Source organism: Streptomyces sp. NPDC057307, assembly GCF_042667665.1.
Taxonomy (GTDB): Bacteria; Actinomycetota; Actinomycetes; order Streptomycetales; family Streptomycetaceae; genus Streptomyces.
This window is the reverse complement of sequence record NZ_JBHUZM010000058.1, coordinates 24,932-44,050: the sequence shown is the minus strand read 5'-3', so window position 1 is coordinate 44,050 and position 19,119 is coordinate 24,932. Positions and strand designations below refer to the sequence as shown.

The 19,119-nt window shown below is 71.7% G+C and carries 18 protein-coding genes; 11 read left to right on the top strand and 7 right to left on the bottom strand.

The window, feature by feature from the left end; all coding sequences use genetic code 11:
• Positions 1 to 34: 34 nt before the first annotated feature.
• Both ACFUN8_RS20610 and ACFUN8_RS20605 read right to left on the bottom strand, forming a co-directional pair.
• Complete coding sequence (locus tag ACFUN8_RS20610; RefSeq protein WP_383639437.1) at positions 35 to 1,210, bottom strand: CaiB/BaiF CoA transferase family protein; 1,176 nt, start codon at positions 1,208 to 1,210, stop codon at positions 35 to 37.
• A complete protein-coding gene (locus ACFUN8_RS20605; protein WP_383639434.1) occupies positions 1,210 to 2,229 on the bottom strand; it encodes an MBL fold metallo-hydrolase in 1,020 nt (339 codons plus the stop codon). Before ACFUN8_RS20605 ends, ACFUN8_RS20610 begins: the two co-directional genes overlap by 1 nt.
• A gap of 154 nt (positions 2,230 to 2,383) precedes the next feature.
• Here ACFUN8_RS20605 and ACFUN8_RS20600 point away from each other — a divergent pair, with 154 nt between their 5' ends.
• The gene (locus ACFUN8_RS20600; RefSeq protein ID WP_383639431.1) at positions 2,384 to 3,286 is read left to right on the top strand and encodes an HpcH/HpaI aldolase/citrate lyase family protein; all 903 of its coding nucleotides are present in this window, start codon (positions 2,384 to 2,386) and stop codon (positions 3,284 to 3,286) included.
• A gap of 14 nt (positions 3,287 to 3,300) precedes the next feature.
• Here the strand turns inward: ACFUN8_RS20600 and cutA are convergent, their stop codons facing one another.
• The 4 genes from cutA to ACFUN8_RS20580 are packed head-to-tail and all read right to left on the bottom strand — an operon-like array spanning position 3,301 to position 7,985.
• Entirely contained in the window at positions 3,301 to 3,639 is a 339-nt protein-coding gene (gene cutA, locus ACFUN8_RS20595) for a divalent-cation tolerance protein CutA (protein WP_383639428.1), read from the bottom strand.
• A gap of 24 nt (positions 3,640 to 3,663) precedes the next feature.
• Complete coding sequence (locus tag ACFUN8_RS20590) at positions 3,664 to 5,511, bottom strand: ABC transporter ATP-binding protein (protein WP_383639425.1); 1,848 nt, start codon at positions 5,509 to 5,511, stop codon at positions 3,664 to 3,666.
• A complete protein-coding gene (locus ACFUN8_RS20585) occupies positions 5,508 to 7,283 on the bottom strand; it encodes an ABC transporter ATP-binding protein (RefSeq protein ID WP_383639422.1) in 1,776 nt (591 codons plus the stop codon). The genes ACFUN8_RS20590 and ACFUN8_RS20585 overlap by 4 nt, the downstream gene beginning before the upstream one ends.
• 12 nt (positions 7,284 to 7,295) lie before the next feature.
• Complete coding sequence (locus tag ACFUN8_RS20580) at positions 7,296 to 7,985, bottom strand: NADPH-dependent FMN reductase (RefSeq protein WP_383639419.1); 690 nt, start codon at positions 7,983 to 7,985, stop codon at positions 7,296 to 7,298.
• Positions 7,986 to 8,037: 52 nt separating this feature from the next.
• On the opposite strand from ACFUN8_RS20580, the gene soxR reads away from it, so the two are divergent.
• The 4 genes from soxR (at position 8,038) to ACFUN8_RS20560 (ending at position 10,773) form a co-directional block, all read left to right on the top strand.
• Entirely contained in the window at positions 8,038 to 8,493 is a 456-nt protein-coding gene (soxR, locus tag ACFUN8_RS20575; protein WP_383639416.1) for a redox-sensitive transcriptional activator SoxR, read from the top strand.
• A 19-nt stretch (positions 8,494 to 8,512) separates the two neighbouring features.
• Positions 8,513 to 9,286 (top strand): aminotransferase class IV, encoded by a 774-nt coding sequence (locus ACFUN8_RS20570; RefSeq protein WP_383639413.1) that lies wholly within the window; start codon positions 8,513 to 8,515, stop codon positions 9,284 to 9,286.
• A 219-nt stretch (positions 9,287 to 9,505) separates the two neighbouring features.
• On the top strand, positions 9,506 to 10,030 hold the full coding sequence (locus tag ACFUN8_RS20565; protein WP_383639410.1) for a hypothetical protein: 525 nt from the start codon (positions 9,506 to 9,508) through the stop codon (positions 10,028 to 10,030).
• 119 nt (positions 10,031 to 10,149) lie between these two features.
• Complete coding sequence (locus ACFUN8_RS20560; protein WP_383639407.1) at positions 10,150 to 10,773, top strand: class F sortase; 624 nt, start codon at positions 10,150 to 10,152, stop codon at positions 10,771 to 10,773.
• A gap of 82 nt (positions 10,774 to 10,855) precedes the next feature.
• On the opposite strand, the gene ACFUN8_RS20555 is transcribed toward ACFUN8_RS20560, so the two are convergent.
• A complete protein-coding gene (locus ACFUN8_RS20555; protein WP_383639404.1) occupies positions 10,856 to 11,635 on the bottom strand; it encodes a sulfite exporter TauE/SafE family protein in 780 nt (259 codons plus the stop codon).
• A 206-nt stretch (positions 11,636 to 11,841) separates the two neighbouring features.
• Between ACFUN8_RS20555 and ACFUN8_RS20550 the strand changes: the two genes are divergently transcribed.
• The 6 genes from ACFUN8_RS20550 (at position 11,842) to ACFUN8_RS20525 (ending at position 19,090) form a co-directional block, all read left to right on the top strand.
• On the top strand, positions 11,842 to 13,191 hold the full coding sequence (locus tag ACFUN8_RS20550) for an NAD(P)/FAD-dependent oxidoreductase (protein WP_383639401.1): 1,350 nt from the start codon (positions 11,842 to 11,844) through the stop codon (positions 13,189 to 13,191).
• 1 nt (position 13,192) lies between these two features.
• On the top strand, positions 13,193 to 15,736 hold the full coding sequence (gene nirB / locus ACFUN8_RS20545; protein ID WP_383639398.1) for a nitrite reductase large subunit NirB: 2,544 nt from the start codon (positions 13,193 to 13,195) through the stop codon (positions 15,734 to 15,736).
• Complete coding sequence (gene nirD, locus ACFUN8_RS20540) at positions 15,733 to 16,110, top strand: nitrite reductase small subunit NirD (RefSeq protein ID WP_383639395.1); 378 nt, start codon at positions 15,733 to 15,735, stop codon at positions 16,108 to 16,110. The genes nirB and nirD overlap by 4 nt, the downstream gene beginning before the upstream one ends.
• Before the next feature lie 33 nt (positions 16,111 to 16,143).
• The gene (locus ACFUN8_RS20535; protein WP_383639392.1) at positions 16,144 to 16,728 is read left to right on the top strand and encodes a TetR/AcrR family transcriptional regulator; all 585 of its coding nucleotides are present in this window, start codon (positions 16,144 to 16,146) and stop codon (positions 16,726 to 16,728) included.
• Positions 16,729 to 16,872: 144 nt separating this feature from the next.
• Positions 16,873 to 18,252, top strand: a complete 1,380-nt coding sequence (locus ACFUN8_RS20530) for an MFS transporter (RefSeq protein WP_383639390.1) — start codon at positions 16,873 to 16,875, stop codon at positions 18,250 to 18,252.
• A gap of 76 nt (positions 18,253 to 18,328) precedes the next feature.
• Complete coding sequence (locus tag ACFUN8_RS20525) at positions 18,329 to 19,090, top strand: SDR family NAD(P)-dependent oxidoreductase (RefSeq protein WP_383639387.1); 762 nt, start codon at positions 18,329 to 18,331, stop codon at positions 19,088 to 19,090.
• Positions 19,091 to 19,119: the final 29 nt, after the last annotated feature.

Sequence of the window (19,119 nt, the reverse complement as noted above, 5' to 3'; positions counted from 1 at the left end):
GGTGCGTACCCGCGGCCCCTCCGGCGAACAGGGCCTAGCCCGCTGGCTCCCGCTCCGCCATGTCCGCCTCGGACAGGCCGAGTTCGGCCAGCACCTCGGCGGTGTGCTCCCCCAGTCCGGGCACCCTCCGGCCGCCCGGCGGCTCCGCCGTGCGGTGCAGCGGTGAGGTGACCACCCGGACCGCCTGTCCGTCCGGCAGGGTCGCCTCCGACCAGCGCCCGGTGGCCGCGGCCTGCGGATGGGCCAGTACGTCGGCGATCTGGTTCAGCCGCGCGTGCGGTACGTCCGCCGCTTCGAGCCGGGCGGTGACCTCGGCGGTGGACAGGGTGATCAGCCGGGCCTGCACGGCCCGTTCGGTGCGTTCACGGTGCCGTACCCGCGCGCTGTTCGAGCGGAAGTCCGGGTCGTCGAGCAGTGCCGTATCGGCGAGCACCGTACGGCAGAGGCGCTGCCACTGCCCCTCGTTCTGCACCGCGATCAGCACGTCCTGGCCGTCGGCCGTCGTGTACGGCCCGTACGGGGCGATGCTGGCGTGCCGCAGTCCGGCGGGCGCGGGCGCCGACCCCGAGTGCAGTTCGGCGAGCAGCAGCGGGCTCATCCACTCCAGCAGCACGTCGAACAGGGCGATGTCGATCCGCTGCCCCAGGCCGGTCCGTTCGCGCGCGTACAGGGCGGAGGTGACGGCGCTGAGCGCGTACGACCCGCCGGCCAGGTCCGCGAGGGAGACCCCGGGCTTGGCGGGGGTCTCGGGCGTGCCCGTGGCGGAGATCGTGCCAGCCTCGCCCTGCACGAGGGCGTCGTACGCCTTGCGGTCGGCGTACGGGCCGGCCGGCCCGTATCCGGAGAGGTAGCAGCGCACCAGGCGCGGGTTCAGCTCCGCGAGCGCCTCGTCGGTGATGATCCGGTTCAGCGCGCCGGGCGCCAGATTGCAGACCAGTACGTCGGCCCCGGCGAGCAGTTGGCGCAGCGCGCGACGCCCCGGCTCGGTCTTCAGGTCGAGTACGACGCTGCGCTTGCCCCTGTTGAGCCAGACGAAGTGGCTGGCCAGGCCGTGCACGCTCTCGTCGTAGCCGCGTGCGAAGTCCCCGCCGCCGGGCCGTTCGATCTTGACGACCTCGGCGCCGAGGTCGGCCAGATGGCGGGTGCACAGGGGTGCGGCGACGGCCTGTTCGACCGCGATCACCCGGATGCCCCGCAGGTCGCCGGTCATCAGCGGCCGAAGCGCAGCACGGTGCCGACCGCGGGCTGCACATAGTTGGCGGACATGTCGGTCGACAGTCGGGTGTGGGTGCGCAGTCCGCTGCAGTGCATCGGCATGACGGTGGCGACCTCCAGCTCGGCGAACGCGGCGGCGGTCAGGTCGACGTTCTCGGCCGGGGTGGTGGGGAAGCCGAGGTGGAAGCCGCCCATCACGGCGCGGACGGGCTTGGGCCCGCACACCGCGCGCGCCTGCTCGATCGTGTTGACGACCCCGGCGTGCGCGCAGCCGGTGAGGACGACGAGGCCCGCGCCGCGTACGTCGATGACGAGGCCCATCTCGTCCATGACCTCGTCGCGGCGGAGCTTTCCCTCCGGCGAGACCTGGTAGAGGCCGGGGTCGCCGGGCTTGAACGCCGGTGCGGCGCCCGCCTCGAAGGCGACCTTCCGGGGGATCACCCCGGTGGTGTGCACGCCGCAGCCGAGGTCGAGGGAGTCCTGGGTCAGGACGGGTACGCCGCCGGACCTCTCGACCTCGCCGAACCGGAACGCGGCGTTGTAGACGGACGAGGTGCGGCCGTCGCCCATGACCGCGTAGCGCGGCAGTTCCGCGTCGGCGTGGGTGGCGACGGGGATACGGCGGCCGGCGAGGTCGAGAAAGCGATGGATTCCACCGAAATGATCGGGGTGGCCATGGCTGATGACGACATGGTCGATGGAGGCGGGGTCGACGCCGAGTACGCGCATGTTGTGTTCGAGCACGGTGCCGGTGAGGCCCACGTCGAACAGGACGCGCACGCTGTGCCGGCCCCGTACCGCCTCGACGAGGAAGCTGATGCCGTTCTCCGCCTGGGGTGGCACGCGCTTGGGGTCGAAGTGCTCGATGAGGCCGTACCGGGAGACGCAGTGGTCGTCCACGGCCCCGTCCGCGCCGCCGGTTCCGTCGCCGGTGGGGCTGGCCTGGTCGGGCAGCAGCATGTCCACCTGGTTCTCGACCAGCACGGTAATCGTCACGCTGTCGGCTTCGAACACGCCGCGGTCCTCCCGTAGTTACGAGTCCGGGTCACGGGCCCGGGCGCCTCGCCCGCTTCCGTACGCGGCACCGGACTTGAAGTATGGTGAGTCGCAAGCTACATCATCGTCATGGAAAATGCATCATCTGATTCATGATGTGCAAGGAGAGTCCATGCCAGTGCCCAGTACGACGCCCGGACCAGTACCCACGCCGCTGCCCGTGCCCGGTCGGCCGCCCCGTTCCCATCTCTATGTACCCGCCGACCAGCCCCGCTTTCTGCGTGCCGCGCCGCGTTCCGGGGCGGACGCGCTGATCCTCGATCTGGAGGACGCCGTCGCGTCGGCGCGGAAGGACGCGGCGCGCGCCGCCGCCGTCGCTTTCGCCGCCTCTTTCGCCGAGGAGCACCCCGCCGGAGGCCCGGAGCTGTGGGTACGGATCAACGAGGGCGCCCGTGGTCGGGACGACGCCCGCGCGCTGGTCGCCACGGGCCGCTTCGACGGGCTCTGGATTCCGAAGGCGACCGCCGGTGCGGACCTGGACGAGCTGATCGGGCTCGTCCCGGACGGGGCGGTCGCGCTGGGGCTGCTGATCGAGAGCGCCACCGGGCTGCTCTCCCTCGGCGCCACGGCGGGCCGCCCCGGCGTACGGCACCTGCAGCTCGGCGAGGTCGACCTGCGGGCGGATCTGCGGATGACACCGGATCCCGGCCCCGGGGACGATCTGCTCGACTGGGCGCGCGGCCTCACGGTCGCGCACACGGCGGCGCACGGTCTCCTCTCGGCCGTCGCGCCCGTCTCGGTGCACACCTCGGACCCCGAGGCGTTCCGCGCGTCGAGCGTGCGGCTGCGCGCGCTCGGCTTCCAGGGGCGGGCCTGCATCCATCCGGCCCAAGTCGCCGTCGCCAACGAGGTGTTCGGCGTCGACCCCGGCGAACTGGCCGACGCGCACGCCCTGCTCGATCTCTTCGAGCACCGGATCGGCGCGGGCAGCGGTGTGTTCCGCGACGGCGAGGGCGCGATGGTCGACGCGGCGACGGTCCGCCGCGCCCGCGAACTCACGGGCAGGACGGGCTGAACAAGCCGGACGGGCTAGGGGGTGTCGCCTGGCGCCGTCTCGGCCGCCAGCCAGGCGAGATACGGCGCGTTGCCCCGTACCACCGGAATCGCCAGGATCTCCGGGGTGTCGTAGTCGTGCGCCGCCGTCAGATGCGCCTCAAGTGCCTCGTAGCGGGCGGCGGTTGTCTTGAGGAGCACCTGCCACTCCTCCGTCGTCTCGATCGCGCCCTGCCAGTGGTAGACGGACGTGACCGGCGCGGAGATCTGCGCGCACGCGGCGAGCCGGGCCTCCACCGCGCCCCGGGCCAGGGCGTCCGCCTTCGCGGCGCTGTCGGTGGTGGTCAGTACGGTCAGAAACTCCGGTCCGGTCATGTGCGCCTTCTCCTTCGGTCGGGTTCAGGCCGCCGCCGCGAACTGCGAGGCGTACAGACGGGCGTACGCGCCCCCGGACGCCAGCAGTTCGTCGTGGGTGCCCTGTTCCACGATATGGCCCGCCTCCATCACCAGGATCACGTCCGCGTCCCTGATCGTGGAGAGCCGGTGCGCGATCACGAAGCTCGTACGGCCCTCGCGCAGTGACGACATCGCGCGCTGGATGAGGACTTCGGTACGGGTGTCGACGGAGCTGGTCGCCTCGTCGAGCACCAGGATGGACGGTTCGACGAGGAACGCCCGTGCGATGGTGAGCAGTTGCTTCTCGCCCGCGCTGAGGCCGCCGCCCTCCTCGTCCACGACGGTGTCGTAGCCGTCGGGGAGCGTACGGATGAACCGGTCGGCGTGCGTGGCCATCGCCGCCTCCATGACGCGTTCGCGCGAGACGTCGCCGGACACGCCGTACGCGATGTTGTCGGCGATGGTGCCGCCGAACAGCCAGGTGTCCTGGAGGACCATGCCGATCCCGGAGCGCAGTTCCTGCCGCGACATCGTGGAGATGTCGACGCCGTCGAGGGTGATCCGGCCGCCGGTCACCTCGTAGAAGCGCATCAGCAGGTTGACGAGGGTGGTCTTGCCCGCGCCGGTCGGGCCGACGATCGCGACGGTCTGGCCCGGTTCGACGGACAGGGACAGCTCCTTGATGAGCGGTTCCGCGACCTCGTAGCTGAAGGCCACCTTCTCGAAGGAGACCCGGCCTGCGGACCTGCCGGGCGCCCCGCCCTGTCCGGTCGGCTCCGCCGACTCCTCCTCCGCGTCCAGCAGATCGAAGACACGCTCCGCCGACGCGACCCCCGACTGGAGGAGGTTCGCCATGGACGCGATCTGGGTGACCGGTCCGTTGAATTCGTAGGAGTACTGGACAAACGCCTGCACGTCGCCGATCGACAGCGTCCCCGACGCGACCCGCAGCCCGCCGACGACCGCGATGAGGACATAGTTGAGATTGCCGACGAAGGTCATGGCCGGCTGGATGAAGCCGGAGATGAACTGGGCCCGGAAACTCGACGCGTACAGCGCCTCGTTGTGCTCCTCGAAGGTGCGTACGGCGTCGTCCTTGCGGCCGAACACCACCACCTCCGCGTGGCCCGTGTACATCTCCTCGACATGCCCGTTGAGCTTGCCCGTCACGGCCCACTGCCTGACGAACTGCGGCTGTGCCCGCTTCCCGATCAGTACGGCGCCGAGCACCGAGACCGGCACGGTCGCCAGCACCACGAGGGCCAGCAGCGGTGAGATCCAGACCATCATCACCAGTACGCCGACGAGGGTGAGCAGCGCCCGCATGATCTGGGCGAAGGCCTGTTGCAGGGTCTGGGTGATGTTGTCGATGTCGTTGGTCGTGCGGGAGAGGACCTCACCGCGTGGCTGCTTGTCGAAGTACGCCAGGGGCAGCCGTGCGAGTTTGCGCTGGGCCCGCTCGCGCAGCCGGTGGCCGGCCCGCTGGACGAGTTCGGCGGTGAGCCGTATCTGCAGCCAGGTGAGCCCGGCGGACACGGTGACCAGGGCGAGTACGAGGAGAAGGCTCTCGCCCACGTCGCGGAAGTCGACGCCACCGGGCCGGCCCGCGCCGGAGACGACGAGGTCGGTGGCATGGCCGAGGATCTTCGGGAGGACGACGGACAGGGCCACCGCTCCCGTACCGGCGGCGAGGATCGAGAGGAGCAGGGTGCGTTCGGTGGCTCCGGGGGTGACCATCCGCAGCAGCCGGAGGCCGGAGCGGCGGAAGTCCAGGGAGCGTTCGAGGGAGGGGGTTCCGGTCGTGCCGGGACCGCGCTGGGGCGCGGGGCCCCGGCGTGCTGGGGCGCTCATGCGGCTTCCTCCTCGCTGAGTTGGGAGAGGACGATCTCCCGGTAGGTGTGGTTGTCCCGCATGAGCTGTTCGTGGCTGCCGGTGCCGACGACCCGCCCCTGGTCGAGGACGACGATCCGGTCCGCGCCACGGATGGTGGACACCCGCTGGGCGACGATCACCACGGTCGCGCCGGTGGCCTCCGTCTCCTCCGCCAGTGCCACGCGCAGTGCCGCGTCGGTCGTGTAGTCGAGCGCGGAGAAGGAGTCGTCGAACAGATACAGCGCCGGTTTGGTCACCAACACCCGTGCGATGGCGAGGCGTTGGCGCTGTCCGCCGGAGAGGTTGCCGCCGCCCTGCGAGACGGGCGCGTCGAGCCCTTCGGGCAGCGCGGAGACGAACTCCCAAGCCTGCGCGGTCTTCAGGGCCTGCCACAGCTCGTCGTCGGTCGCGTCCGGCTTCCCGTAACGGAGGTTGGAGGCGACGGTGCCGGAGAAGAGGTACGGCTTCTGCGGGACGAGACCGACGGTGCGGGCGAGCAGTGCCGGGTCCAGGTCCCGTACGTCGACTCCCCCGATCCGTACCTCGCCCGCCGTGGCGTCGAACAGCCTCGGCACCAGATGGAGCAGCGTCGTCTTGCCGCTGCCCGTGGAGCCGATGACGGCGGTGGTACGCCCCGGAGCGGCCGTCAGGTCGATGCCGGTCAGCACCGGTTCCTCGGCGCCGGGGTAGCTGAAGCCCGCGCCGCGGATCTCCAGCCGGCCGGGCTCCGCGCCACGACCACGCAGTGCGGTCACGGACGCGCCGGCGGACGCCGCCACGGAGGGGGACGGCGGCACGACGCTCGACTCGGTGTCCAGGACCTCCCGGATGCGTTCCGCGCTCACGGCCGCGCGCGGCACCTGCATCAGCAGGAACAGCGTCATCATCACGGCCATCAGGATCTGCATCAGATAACTCAGGAAGGCGATCAGCGAACCGGCCTGCAGCTCACCGGAGTTGATCCGGTGCCCCCCGAACCAGATGATCGTGACCGTCGCCAGCTCCCAGACGAGGATGACGGACGGCATCATCAGCGCCATGAGCCTGCCGACGCGCAGGGCGACGGTCATCAGCTCCCGGTTCGCGCCGCCGTACCGCTCCTGCTCGTGCTCGTCCCGTACGAACGCCCTGATCACCCGGATGCCGGTGATCTGCTCGCGCATCATCCGGTTGACGTTGTCGATGCGCTCCTGCATCCCGCGGAAGAGCGTCGGCATGCGCAGGAGGATCACTCCGACCACTCCCGCGAGGAGCGGGATGAAGATCAGCAGGAGCAGTGCCAGCGGAGGGTCCTGATTGACGGCCATCACGATGCCGCCCACCCAGGTCAGGGGCGCCACGACGAGCACGGTCAGGGCGAGGACGGTGAGCGTCTGCACCTGCTGCACGTCGTTGGTGGTGCGGGTGATCAGCGAGGCGGTGCCGAAGTGGCTCATCTCCCGTGCGGAGAAGTCCTGTACGCGGGAGAAGACGGCGGACCGCAGATCACGGCCGACGCCCATCGCGACGCGGGCGCCGACGTAGACGGCGGCCCCGGCACTGACGATCTGGAGCAGGGTCACGGCGATCATCACGGCCCCGGAGGACAGGATGTGGTCGGTCTCGCCGCGCAGGACGCCGTTGTTGATGATGTCGGCGTTGAGGGTGGGCAGATAGAGCGTGGCCAGGGTCTGGATCAGTTGGAGCACGACGGCGAGGGCGAGCAGTCTTCTGTACGGGCGCAGTTGGGCGCCCAGCAGTCGGATCAGCATGTCGCGCCCCCATCAACCGGCGTACGCGCGGACGGACTTGGCGTCCCGCAGGGCCAGGCCCCACCAGGCGAGCTGGTCGAGCATCGTGGTGGCCGCGGCGTTGGGGCGGTCCGGGTCCAGATGCCGGCCCTCGTCGTCGAAGAGCGCGCCGGCGTTGTGGAAGGAGACGGTGTCGCGTACGGCGACGGCGTGCAGCTCGCCGAAGACCTGCCGCAGATGCTCGACGGCACGCAGCCCGCCGGAGACGCCGCCGTAGGAGACGAAGCCGACGGGCTTGGCCTGCCACTCGGCGAAGTGCCAGTCGATCAGGGTCTTGAGGGAGGCGGGGTAGGAGTGGTTGTACTCGGGGGTGACGACGACGAAGGCGTCGGCCCCGGCCAGCCGGTGGGTGATCCTGTCGAGCTGGTCGCGGACGGGGGCCGTCGGGTTGAAGGAGAGGGCGGTCGGCAGGTCGGTGTCGGCGAGGTCGATCAGCTCGACGGTGAAGTCGTCGCGCCCGGCGGCCCGGGAGACGAACCAGTCGGAGACGACGGGGCCGAACCGTCCCTCACGGTTGCTGCCCATGATGACGGCGAGCTTGAGCGGCGCCCGATCGGGCTGGGCGGCGTCGGCTGCTGGAGCTGCCTGCCGAGCCTCGGTGGTTTTCGGGGTCGCGTCGGTCGTGGAGTTCTGCGTCGTGGAGTTCTGCGTCGTGATGTCCATGGCACGAGCGTGATACTTAAACCATGGTTCAGGTCAAGCTACTCTTGGCCGTATGACCCAACTCGCCTGGAACGCCAAGGAAGCCACAGTCGGTGAACTGGCCGAACGCAGTGGCGTCGCCCCCTCCGCGCTGCGCTTCTACGAGCGCGAGGGCCTGATCACCAGCCGCCGCACCACGGGCAACCAGCGGCGCTACAGCCGCGACACCCTCCGGCGTGTCGCGTTCATCCGCACCTCGCAGCGCCTCGGCATCCCGCTCGCCCTGATCCGCGACGTGCTGGCGCTGCTGCCGGAGGACCGTACGCCCACCGAGGAGGACTGGGCCCGGATCTCCCAGTGCTGGCGCGCGGACCTGGAGGCTCGGATCCGGACCCTCCAGCGGCTGCGCGACAACCTCGCCGACTGCATCGGCTGCGGCTGCCTCTCGCTGGACCGCTGCGTGCTGTCCAACCCCGGCGACGAACTGGCGTCGCACGGCCCCGGACCCCGCAGGCTGATCGAGGACTGACCGGTCCTACCGTGGTCCCATGGCGCCTTCCGAAGCATTCGAAGTCATCGAGGTCAACGGCGAGCCGGCCACGGAGGCCGCGCTGCGGATCCCCGCGCTCAACGGATACGGGCACTTCACCGCGATGCAGGTCCGGGGCGGCCGGGTACGCGGACGGGACCTCCATCTCGCCCGGCTCGACTCGGCCACCCGCGAGCTGTTCGGCGCGGGCCTGGACGGGGAGTACGTACGGGAACTGCTCCGGCACGCGCTCGGTGACGTGTCCGACGCCTCCGCCCGGGTGTATGTGCACTGGCCGGACGGCGACAAGGAGGCGCGGGTGATGGTCACCGTCCGGCCGCCGCAGACCAAGGCCGACCGGCCGCACGGTCTGCTGTCGGTGCCGTACGCCCGCCCGGTCCCGCACATCAAGCACCTGGGCGGCTTCGGACAGACGTACCATCTGCGGGCCGCCGAACGCGCGGGCTTCGACGAGGCGCTGCTGACCGCGCCCGGCGGGCTGGTGACGGAGGGCGCCATCACGAACATCGCCTTCTGGGACGGCACGTCCGTGGTCTGGCCCGAGGCGCCCTCGCTGCTCGGGATCACCATGGCGCTGCTGGAGCCGCGGCTGCCTTCCGTACGGCGCCCGGTGACGCTGGCCGACCTGCCGTCGTACGCGTCGGCGTTCCTCACGAACTCGCAGGGCATCGCGCCCGTCGACCGGATCGACGAGGTGCGGTTCACGGTCGACGCGGAGCTGATGGGGACGGTGTCGGCGGCGTTCGAAGCGGTGGAATGGGACGTGATCTGACCCGCCGCCACTCCTCGGCGGTCGCTCACCCATTCGGCACGACGGGTGACCCGGCGTGTCCCGCGTCCAGCATTCCGCCCTTGACCTGCGGAAACATCAACTGGCAAGCGGGACACGCCGTACGGAACCGGCCAATCTGATCCTCCATCAGCAGGCGTGCGCGCCGGGCTGCGCCTTATCTCGGAAGAGACGAGAACCGCGCCGCCCCGGAGGAAAACCATGCGCACCACCGCCCGCCTGCTGACCGGTACCGCGCTGGCGGCCACCACGCTCGGAGTGTCCCTCGTGGCCTCCACCGCCGCGTTCGCCGGCGACCGGGGTGAGCTGGATCTGTACCCCTCGACCTCCGCGCCCGGCGCGACCGTCACCGTCAACACCACCGCCTGTGGCAAGGACGGCCACGGCAAGGGCGACGCCAGTTCCCTGGGCGCCGGCGATTTCCATCTGCGGCCCGGCGACTACAAGGACATCGTCGTCGGCCAGTTCCGGGTGCCCGAGAACACCCGGGCGGGGAACTACACCATCTTCGTACGCTGCGAGAACGGCCGGGAGGCCCGCGGTGAGCTGACCGTCGAGCACCACCGCGAGCAGCAGCAGCCGTCCGGTCACGTACGGACGGGGGTCGGCGGCAGCGTCGGACCCGACACCACCCAGATCGCGGCGGGGGCGGCCATTCTGGCCGCGGCCGCCGTCGGCGGGACCTGGCTCCTGCGCCGCCGGGCGAGCGGCGCGCAGGGCAGCTGACGGAATCGCGGCCTCCACCGCCTTCCCTGTCCCGCCGTGGCCCCCGCCTCCGTCATGCTCATCGCTGCCGGGGGCGGGGGAACATCTTCCGGAGAACTCATGATCGCGAAGGTCGAACCATGACCGCCAAGGGCAAGGTCTGGCTGATAGCCGGCGCCGCGTGCGTCGGAGTGTGGCTCGTACAGAACGGCTCCCAGAACATCACCCCGCCGATCCCGTCGGCCGCCCAGGCGTTCGCCGCCGGGCCCGGTTTCCACACGGACGCCGCCGCCGACCCGATGCCGGTCTCCTCGCCCGTACGGCTGCGGATACCCGAGATCGGTGTCGACGCGCCCGTCACCCGGCTGGGGCTGACGAAGGACGGCGCTCTGGATGTGCCGCCGGCCGAGAACGGCGATGTCGCGGGCTGGTACGAGCGCGGCGCGACCCCGGGCGCCAAGGGCACGGCGATCGTCGCGGGCCATGTGGACAACGCGCGCGGCCCGGCCGTCTTCTACAGCCTGGGCACCCTCAAGAAGGGCCAGCGGATCGAGGTCACCCGCGAGGACGGGCGGACCGGCGTCTTCACGATCGACGCGGTCGAGGTGTACGACAACGAGGACTTCCCCGACCGGAAGGTCTACGGGAAGACGGACCGCGCCGAGCTGCGGGTGATCACCTGCGGCGGCGGATTCTCCGAGAAGACCGGCTACCAGGGCAACGTCGTGACGTACGCGCACCTCATCGGCGTCCGGCAGCCCTGACGGCGGGCCCGACGGCGGGTCGTCAGGCCCGTCACACCGTCGTCACACCGTTACGCCGTCACGTCGTCACGTCGTCGCACCTTCACGCCGTCCACTGGTCGAAGGCGAGCTTCGCGACCAGCGAGAACACCACGACGAGCAGCACACCCCGGACGAACTCGCTGCCCTTCTTGAGCGCCATCCGGGCGCCGAACATGCCGCCCGCCAGGTTGAACACGGCCATCAGCGCGGCCAGTTGCCACAGCACGGTGCCCTGGTACGCGAACATCGCGAGCGCGCCGCCGTTGGTGCAGACGTTGACGATCTTGGCGGTGGCCGATGCCGTGACCAGATCGAGGTGCAGCACGGCCGTCAGCGCCAGTACGAGGAACGTGCCCGTGCCGGGACCGAACAGCCCGTCGTAGAAGCCGATCCCACCGCCGACGAGGACGACCGCGGTGATGTGCCGGCCACGGGTGGCGGGGCCGCCCGCCTGTGCCCTGCCGAACGCGGGCCGCAGCATCACGAAGGCGGCGACGCCGAGCAGCACCACCATGATCACGGGGCGCAGGACGTCGCTGCTGATCCCGGCGGCGAAGAACGCTCCCGTCATCGACCCGGCGAGCGCCATCAGCCCGATCCGTACGGCGCTCCTCACATCCACCGGCGCCTTGCGCACATAGGTCACGGCGGCGCCCGTGGTGCCGACGATCGCGACGGCCTTGTTGGTACCGAGGATGTGCGCGGCGGGGACGTTCGGCAGACCGAGCAGCAGCGCGGGCAGGAGCAGCAGCCCGCCCCCGCCGACCACGGCGTCGATCCAGCCGGCGGCGGCTGCCGCGAGGCAGAGGACGACGAGCATGGTCAGCGATATGTCGGGCATGATCACGACCTTATGGGACACCTTGGCCGCCCTTCACATCGGCTCGTCCGGCCCCACACCTCGCCCCACGCCTCGCCCGACACTCCGCCTTACGTCTCGTCCCGCACTCCGCCTCACACCCCGCACCGGCCCGCGCTGAGGGCAGCGTTCCGAGCGGGAAACAGTGGTGGTGCCGCCGGGTAACACCGGCCGCGCAGTCTGCGGACATGGCTGCTGGCGGCGGGGCGACGGAGATCGTGGTGATCGGCGGGGGCACGGCCGGGGTCCGGCTGGCCCAGCGCCTCGCCGCGTCCGCGCCCGACTCCGCGTCCGGCTCCGCGCCGAGGGTCACCCTGCTCGGCGAGGAGCCGCACGCCCCGTACAACCGCGTCCTGCTCGCCGAAGTACTCGCCGGGCGGTACGGCCCCGAGGTCGTCGCCCTCCCGCCGGTCCCCGGCGTCGAGCGGCGCGGTGTCCGGGCGGTGCGGATCGACCGGGCCGAGCGGCTGGTGAGGTGCGACGACGGCAGCGTCGTGCCGTACGACCGGCTGGTCCTCGCGACCGGCTCGAACCCCGTGCTGCCACCGCTGCGCGGACTCCGGAAACCTGACGAGGCCGGTCTGCCCGCGGGCGTGCACCCCTTCCGGACCATGGATGACTGCCTGGCGCTCTCGGCGGCCGTTCGGCCGGGGACCCGCGCCGTCGTCATCGGCGGCGGGCTCCTCGGGGTCTCGGCCGCCCGCGCGCTCGCGGAGCGGGGCGCACAGGTCGTGCTGGCGCAGCAGGGCGAGCACCTGATGGAACGTCAACTGGACCGCACGGCATCGCTGTTGCTGCGGCGGAAGCTGGAGTCGTGGGGAGTGGAGGTCCATACGGAGTGCCGGGTACGCGGCCTCGTGCGTACGGACGACGGCGCCGGGGTGGCGGCCGTCGAACTCGCCGACGGCTTCCGTCTCGACGCCGAACTCACCGTTCTGGCCTGCGGCGTACGCCCCCGCACCGGCCTCGCCCGCGCCGCCGGGCTGGATGTCCGGCGAGGCGTCGTCGTGGACGACGAGCTGCGGACGTCGGACCCTCGCATCCACGCGATCGGCGACTGCGCGGAACACGGCGACCGGCTCTACGGTCTCGCCGGTGCCGCACTCGAACAGGCCGACGCACTGGCCCAGTTGCTCGGCGCGGACCCCGCGGCCCGCTACACGGGCACCCGCACCCTCACCCGGCTCACCCTCGCCGCCCTCGGCGGCCACCCGCCCGAAGCCCCACCCGAAGCCCCACCCGAGTCCCCTCCCGAAGCCGCGCCCCAAGCCTCGCCGGAGTCCCCGCCCTCAGCCCCGCTCGACCTCGCCGCGTTCGGCGAGACGACACCCCTCCCCGGCGACGACATCGTCCAGCTGACCGATGCCACCCGCGGCTCCTACCGCAGGGTCGTCGTCCGGGGCGACCGGCTCGTCGGCGGCGTGCTCCTCGGCGATCTGGCCACGATCGGCGCGCTCGCCCGCACCTGGGAGGACGACGAACCGCTGCCGCCCACCACCCCGCTGCTCCACCTGCTCACTCCCGACGGAGGCTCCTGAGATGCCCGACACACTGTCCCGCCCCACCATCGTGGTCGTCGGCCACGGCATGGTCGGCCAGCGGTTCCTCGAAGCTCTCGCCGAGCGCGGCACGACCGGGAGGGCGCGGGTCGTGGTGCTCTGCGAGGAGCCGCGCCCCGCCTACGACCGGGTCCGGCTCACCTCGTACTTCTCCGGCCGCACCCCGGACGAACTCTCCCTGGTCGAACCGGACTTCATGGCCCGTCACGGGATCGAGCTGCGTCTGGACGACCCGGCCGAGTCCGTCGACCGCGCCGCGCGCACGGTCACCTCGCGCGCCGGGCTGACCTTCACGTACGACACGCTCGTGCTGGCCACCGGCTCGTACCCGTTCGTGCCGCCCGTGCCGGGCATGGACGCGACCGGCTGTTTCGTCTACCGCACCATCGAGGACGTACTGGCGATCGAGGAGTACGCGAAGACCGCCCGTACCGGCGTCGTGGTGGGCGGGGGGCTGCTCGGTCTGGAGGCGGCCGGCGCGTTGCAGAGCCTCGAACTCGACACGCACATCGTGGAGTTCGCGCCCCGGCTGATGCCCGTCCAGGTGGACGACGGCGGCGGCGCGGCACTGCTGCGCAGCGTCGAAGGGCTGGGGCTGACCGTCCGTACGGGCGTCGGCACACAGGAGGTCACGACGGACGCGGCGGGCGCCGTCAACGGCATGACGCTGTCGGACGGTTCGGTCCTGGCGGCGGATCTGGTCGTCTTCTCGGCGGGCGTACGGCCCCGGGACCGGCTCGCGCGCGACGCGGGGCTGCGGGTCGGCGAGCGCGGCGGCATCGAGGTCGACGAGCGGTGCCGTACGTCGGACCCCCGGGTCTTCGCGATCGGCGAGTGCGCGCTCGCCGCCGACGGGCGGGTGTACGGACTGGTGGCGCCGGGCTACGAGATGGCGCGGACGGCGGCGGACGCGATCGCCGAAGTCACCGAGGGCGCGGCCGAGTTCACCGGCGCCGATCTGTCCACGAAGCTCAAACTGCTGGGTGTGGACGTCGCCTCGTTCGGGGACGCGCACGGCGCCGCCCCCGGCTGCCTCGACGTCGTGTACGCGGACTCCCGCTCGGGCGTCTACAAGAAGGTCGTCGTCGGCGCGGACGGCACGCTGCTCGGGGGTGTGCTGGTCGGTGACGCCGACGCGTACGGGACGCTGCGCCCGCTGACCGGCTCCGTACCGCCCGTACCGCCGGAACAGCTCGTCCTGCCGCCGGGGGCCGGGGCACCGGTCGCGCTCGGCCCGGCGTCACTGCCGGACACCGCCGTGATCTGCAGCTGTCACCACGTGACCAAGGGCGCGATCACCGCGTGCGCGACGCTGCCCGAGGTGAAGAAGTGCACCAAGGCCGGTACGGGCTGCGGCAGTTGTCTGAAGGTGGTCGGCCAGCTCCTGCCCACGGCGGGCGACGGCGGGCTGTGCGGCTGCTTCCCGCACACACGGGGCGAGTTGTACGAGATCGTGCGCACCCTGCGCGTGACGTCGTACGCCTCGCTGCTCGACTCGCACGGCCGCGAGAGCGCGCGCGGGAGCGACGGCTGCGAGATCTGCAAGCCGGCCGTCGGCTCGATCATCGCCTCGCTCGCACCGACGCTGGGGGTGAGCGGCCATGTCCTGGACGGTGAACAGGCCGCGCTCCAGGACACGAACGACCACTTCCTCGCCAACTTGCAGCGCAACGGCTCGTACTCGATCGTCCCCCGTATCCCCGGCGGTGAGATCACACCGGAGAAGCTGATCGTGATCGGCGAGGTGGCACGGGACTTCGGGCTCTACACGAAGATCACGGGCGGACAGCGCATCGATCTCTTCGGCGCGCGCGTCGATCAACTGCCACAGATCTGGGCGCGGTTGGTGGCGGCCGGTTTCGAGTCGGGGCACGCGTACGGGAAGGCGCTGCGCACGGTGAAGTCGTGCGTCGGACAGACCTGGTGCCGGTACGGCGTACAGGACTCGGTGAAGATGGCCATCGATCTGGAGCTGCGCTACCGGGGTCTGCGGGCGCCGCACAAGCTCAAGTCGGCCGTCTCGGGCTGCGCGCGGGAGTGCGCGGAGGCCCGCGGCAAGGACTTCGGGATCATCGCGACGGCCGAGGGCTGGAATCTGTACGTCGGCGGCAACGGCGGCGCCGAGCCGCGCCACGCGGATCTGCTGGCGCGGGATCTCGACGACGAGGCGCTGGTGCGGCTGATCGACCGCTTCCTGATGTTCTACATCCGCACCGCCGACCGCCTTGAGCGCACGTCGGCGTGGCTGGGCCGGATCGAGGGCGGTCTCGACCATGTGCGGGACGTGGTCGTGCACGACTCGCTGGGCCTCTGCGGGGAGTTGGAGAAACTGATGGCCGATCATGTGACGGGCTACCGCGACGAGTGGGCCCAGACGCTGGACGACCCGGAGCGGCTGCGCCGTTTCGTCTCCTTCGTCAACGCGCCGGACGCGCCGGATCCGACGGTGCGGTTCGTGCCGGAGCGCGACCAGGTGAAGCCGGATCTGACGTTCCTGACCCTGGAAGGAGTGCCGGCCCGATGAGCCCGACCCGCTGCCCCGTACTCCAACTCCGTCTGGGCGACGACTGGTTGCCGGTCTGCGAGCGGTCCGCGCTCATTCCGGGCCGGGGCGTGGCCGCGCTGCTGCCGGACGGCCGGCAGGCCGCGCTGTTCATGGACCGGGCGGGCCGTACGTACGCGATCGACAACCGCGACCCGTACTCCGGCGCCCACGTGCTGTCGCGCGGGCTGACCGGCACCCACGACGGTCGCGCGTTCGTGGCGTCGCCCCTGCTGAAGCAGCGGTTCGATCTGGAGACGGGGCGCTGCCTGGACGACGAGTCGGTGGCGGTGACGGTCTACGCCTCCCGTCTCACACCTCCAACCGTCCTCACGCCGCCATCCATCGAATCTTGACCGAGCGTTCCACAAAGGCTTACTGTCGAGCCTGTGGCCAGGACCAAGGAATTCGATCCGGACGCCGCGCTCCAGTCGGCCCTTGAGCTGTTCTGGCGCCGCGGCTACGAGGCGACGTCCATGGCGGACCTCGTCGAGCACCTCGGCATCGGCCGCGCCAGCATCTACGCGACGTTCGGCAACAAGCACGAGCTGTATCTGAAGGCGCTGGACCGGTACGGAGAGACGCATGACCCGCCGCTGCTCGACGCCCTGTCGAAGCCGGGGGCGGCGCTGCCCGCGGTGCGGGCGGTGGTGCGGATGTTCGCCACCGAGGCGGCCACCGATTCACGCCGCGAGAAGGGCTGCTTCATCACCAACACGGCCGCCGAGCTGGGGCCGCACGACCGCGAGGCGGCCCGCCGGGTCGAGCTGAGCTGGCAGCACATCGAGACGCTGACGCACGCGGCGCTCGTCCGGGCCCAGGGCCAGGGCGAGTTGCCGGCCGACCGCGATCCGCGCGCACTGGCGCGGCTGCTGCTCGTGCTGATGCAGGGCCTGCGGGTGGTCGGCAAGACCTCGCAGGACCCGGCGCGGGTACACGACGCGGCCGAGCAGGCGCTGACCCTGCTCGACTGAGAATCCCGGCGGGACGGCCGCCGGTCTCCACGAGCCCGCCCGAACTCCCCGCCGCCAATTTCCGCCGCCTTCCTTCCGGCGCCTTCTTTCCGCTGCCCTCATAACAGAACGATCGGTCAAGATAAACAGGGGGACGGTACGACCGTGAGCACGACCACCACACCCGGCGTCGGCACGCCCGTCCGGCCGGCCGCCGCGTTCGCCCTCCTGGGCACCGTCCAGGCGACGCTGATCTTCACGCTCGCCGCGCTCGCCGTACCGCTGCCCGACATCGGGCGGGAGTTCGCCCTCGACCGCTCCCAACTGATCCTGCTCAGCGCCGCGTACGGACTCACCTTCGCCGGACTGCTGCTCCTCGGCGGCCGGTTCGCCGACCGGTACGGCGGGCGCCGCGCGCTCACCGCCGGTCTGCTGGTCTTCGCCGCCGCGTCGGCCGCCGCCCCGCTCGCCCCCGGGTACGAGGCACTGCTCGCCGGCCGCTTCGCCCAGGGCGTCGGCGCCGCGCTGGTCGCACCGGCCGCGATGAACGTGCTGCGTACGGTGTTCGGCTCGCCCGCCGCGTACGGCAGGGCCATGGCGACCTGGGGCGGGCTCTCGGTGCTCGGCGCCACCGCCGGCAACCTCGGCTCGGGCGTCATCTCGGCGCTGCTGTCCTGGCGTTGGAGCTTCGCCGTGCCGCTGCTGGTGGCGGGCGCGGCCCTCGCGCTGGCGCCCCGGCTGCTGCCGGACACCCCGCCCGGCGCGGGCCGTTCGCTGGATCTGCCCGGCGCGGTCCTCGCCACCGGCGGGATCACCCTGGCCAGCTACGGCCTCGTGCTCACCGACGCCCACCCATGGGGTTCGCCGGCGGTGCTCGTACCGCTGACGGCCGGAGTGGCGCTCTGCGCGGCGTTCCTGTTCGCCGAGCGCCGCGCCCGTGACCCGCTGCTGCCGCCGCGCTTCGTCCTCGACCGCCGGCGGGCGACGGGCCTCGCCGCCATCGCGCTGACGGCGGCGGGCACCTCCATGACGTTCGTGCTGCTGTCGCTCCATCTCCAGCAGGTGCGCGGCTACTCGGAGTTGGAGACCTCGGCGGCGTTCGTGCCGTTCGCCGCCGCGCTGCTGGTGTCGGGGCGGTCCGCCGGACCGCTGATCGACCGGTACGGGGCGCCGCTCGTCACGGCGGCGGGGCTGGCGACGGGCGCGACCGGTCTCGCGCTGCTCGCGGCGACGGGGCTGGGCACGGGAGCCGTGCCGTACGTCCACGGGCTGCTGCCCGGCCTCGTCCTGCTGCCGGCGGGCGCCGCCGCGTCCTTCGCGGGGGCCGCGGTGCTCGCGACCGACGGGGTCCCCGAGCGGCAGACCGGTCTGGCGGGCGGCGTGCTCAACACGGCCATGGAACTGGGGCCGACGGTGCTGTTCGCCGCGCTGCTGGCCCTCGGCGGCGACGCGGTCTCGCTCGCGGCGACGGCGGGCGCGTTCGTCGCGCTCTCCTGCGCCACGGCGGCCACGGCCGCGCTCGCGGCCCGCACTCACCGTCCATAGCGAAGCCCTCTCACAATCCGTCTCGAAATCCGTCTCACAATCCGTCTCGAAATCCTTATCCGACAAGGGAGTTACCGTGTCCGCTCGCTTCACCGACAAGACCGTCCTCGTCACCGGCGCCGGTTCCGGCATCGGCCGGGCCGTCGCCCTGGCGTTCGCGGCCGAAGGCGCCTCGGTCGTCCTCTCCGGCCGGGGCGCCGCGCCGCTGGAGGAGACCCGCGCCCTGATAACGGCGGCGGGCGGCGACTCGCTCGTCGTCACCGCCGACGTCTCGCGGGCGGCCGACGTACGGGCCCTGGTGCGGACAGCCGTCGACCACTTCGGCGGTCTCGACGTCGCCGTCAACAACGCGGGGATCTTCCGCGGCGGCGCGCCCCTCGCCGACCTCCCCGTCGAGGACTGGCAGGCCCTGCTCGACATCAACGTCACCGGTGTCCTGCACTGCCTCCAGGCGGAGATCGCCCATATGCGGGCCAACGGCGGCGGCGCCATCGTCAACGTCTCCTCCAACCTCGGCGCGCACACGCGCATCCCGAACGTGGCCGGCTATCTCACCTCCAAGGCCGCCGTCTCCACGCTGACCCGGGCCGCCGCCCTCGACCATGTCCGGGACGGCGTCCGGATCAACGCCGTCAGCCCCGGCGCGTCGGACACCACGATGTCCCTGCGGTCCGGCGAGACCGCCGCCGACCGCACGGCGCGGATGAAGGAGGAGTCGCCGCTCGGCCGGGTGTCGACCACGGAGGAGGTGGCGGCGGCCGTGCTGTATCTCGCCTCGCCGGACGCGGCGTCCGTGGTGGGGGCCGACCTGGTCGTGGACGGGGGCGCGGCGGCGTAGTTGTTGGCGGCGATGACCGGCCATGCCGC